Origin of the sequence: Deinococcus misasensis DSM 22328, from assembly GCF_000745915.1 — a bacterium.
Taxonomy (GTDB): Bacteria; Deinococcota; Deinococci; order Deinococcales; family Deinococcaceae; genus Deinococcus_C; species Deinococcus_C misasensis.
In genome coordinates, this window is the sequence record NZ_JQKG01000101.1 from 1 (window position 1) to 1477 (window position 1477).

At 53.5% G+C, this 1477-nt stretch carries 1 protein-coding gene and 1 tRNA gene; both read left to right on the forward strand.

Annotated features, from left to right (window positions below; translation table 11 throughout):
- The first annotated feature begins 251 nt into the window (after window positions 1-251).
- A tRNA-Gln gene (locus Q371_RS23280) sits at window positions 252-325 on the forward strand.
- Window positions 326-714: 389 nt separating this feature from the next.
- A complete protein-coding gene (locus Q371_RS26275; protein WP_051965145.1) occupies window positions 715-1416 on the forward strand; it encodes an HAD family hydrolase in 702 nt (233 codons plus the stop codon).
- Window positions 1417-1477 lie beyond the last annotated feature (61 nt).

A 1477-nucleotide genomic window follows, 5' to 3' on the forward strand; every position in this document is an offset into this window, starting at 1 on the left:
GAGCCGAGAGCCGAGAGCCGAGAGCCGAGAGCCGAGAGCCGAGAGCCGAGAGCCGAGAGCATCATGTGTTACACAGCAAAAATGGTCAAGGGGAAATGTAGGGGCGAGGCATGCCTCGCCCTTCATCGCTCTGGCCAGAGCCTTCTTTTTCCCTCGGCCCTGTGCCCTCAGCCCTCGGCATTCAAGGGGGGCTTGACGAAGTTCAAAAGTAGCGATATACTTCTACGCGTCCTGTGAACAAACTCCGGCACTGGGGTATCGTCTAACGGCAGGACAACGGTCTTTGGAACCGTCGGTCATGGTTCGAATCCATGTACCCCAGCCACAAAAAAGCCAGTCTGCAAAGGCTGGTTTTTTCTTTTAAGCCACACGGCTTAAGCCAGTTTTCAGAGGTCAAAACCTTTGTCCAGAGGCTACACTGCAGGGGCGTACAGTTTGACCTTCCTCCTTGATTCCGCAGCCTTGAGCAAGCTGCGGTGTTTTTTTGCATTCCAGAAAATCCCATCCAGCAAGTGGCTTAAGCCAAAAACCGCATGTGTCCTGCAAGGTGCAGGACTACACTGAACCCATCTCCAGAGCAACAAAATTCAAAAGGAGGTGTTTTCAACCGTTGCTCTGGACTGCTCCCTGAAAAGGGGGCTTTTTTTGAGATGAATAGACCACTTTTTGCATTTTCTGCACGCCAAAAAATGATGTTCTGTCACAATGCTGTAAATGATTCGAGCGATTTTATTTGACCTGGATGACACCCTGCTCAACCGTGAGGCGTCATTTGAGCAGTTTCTGCGCCTTCAGATGCAACGCCTGAAATTGCCTCTGGAACTTCAGCCCCATTACGCCGAATGCGTGCGGGTGCTGGATCAGGGTGGCAAAGGGGACAGACAGAAAATGTTTTCCATTCTGCAACAGGAATTTTTTCCGGGCTGGGCTGCAGGTCAGCTGGAAGAGGATTTTGAACGGCATGAGTGGGACAGTCCAGTGCTGTATCCCGGCACTTACACTGCATTGCTGCAATTGCGTGCTCTGGGCCTCAAGCTGGGCATCGTCACCAATGGCAGCAACAAAAGCCAGAGGGCCAAAATGGCCTTCTCAAAACTGTCCGAGTACATGGATCTGGTGCTGGTCTCCGAAGCGGTGGGTTTGCAAAAACCGGACCCCAAGATTTTCCGCATGGCCGTGGACCAGTTGGCTGTGGTGGTGAAGCAGTGCATTTTTGTGGGCTCCCACCCGGAGCAGGACATTCTGGGGGCACAGAAAGCAGGCTTGCGCACTGCATGGCTGCACCACGGACGGCTTTGGGAGCATGCCAGGGTGCAACCCGACTGGCAAATGGAATCGGTGTCTGAACTGGTGCCTCTGGTGTCCAGAAGGCAGCCTCTGGAAATCTATTGGCACTCTGAAAAGTCGGTAGAGTAACGTGGTGGTATGGCATGGCGACCCGGACATCTGAGCCGCATGCAGCTCGAAGAGCGTCGGC

Excerpts from the sequence above, each read along its gene's own strand:
- Q371_RS26275 (WP_051965145.1), top strand. The coding sequence starts at position 715 with ATGATTCGAGCGATTTTATTTGACCTGGATGACACCCTGCTCAACCGT.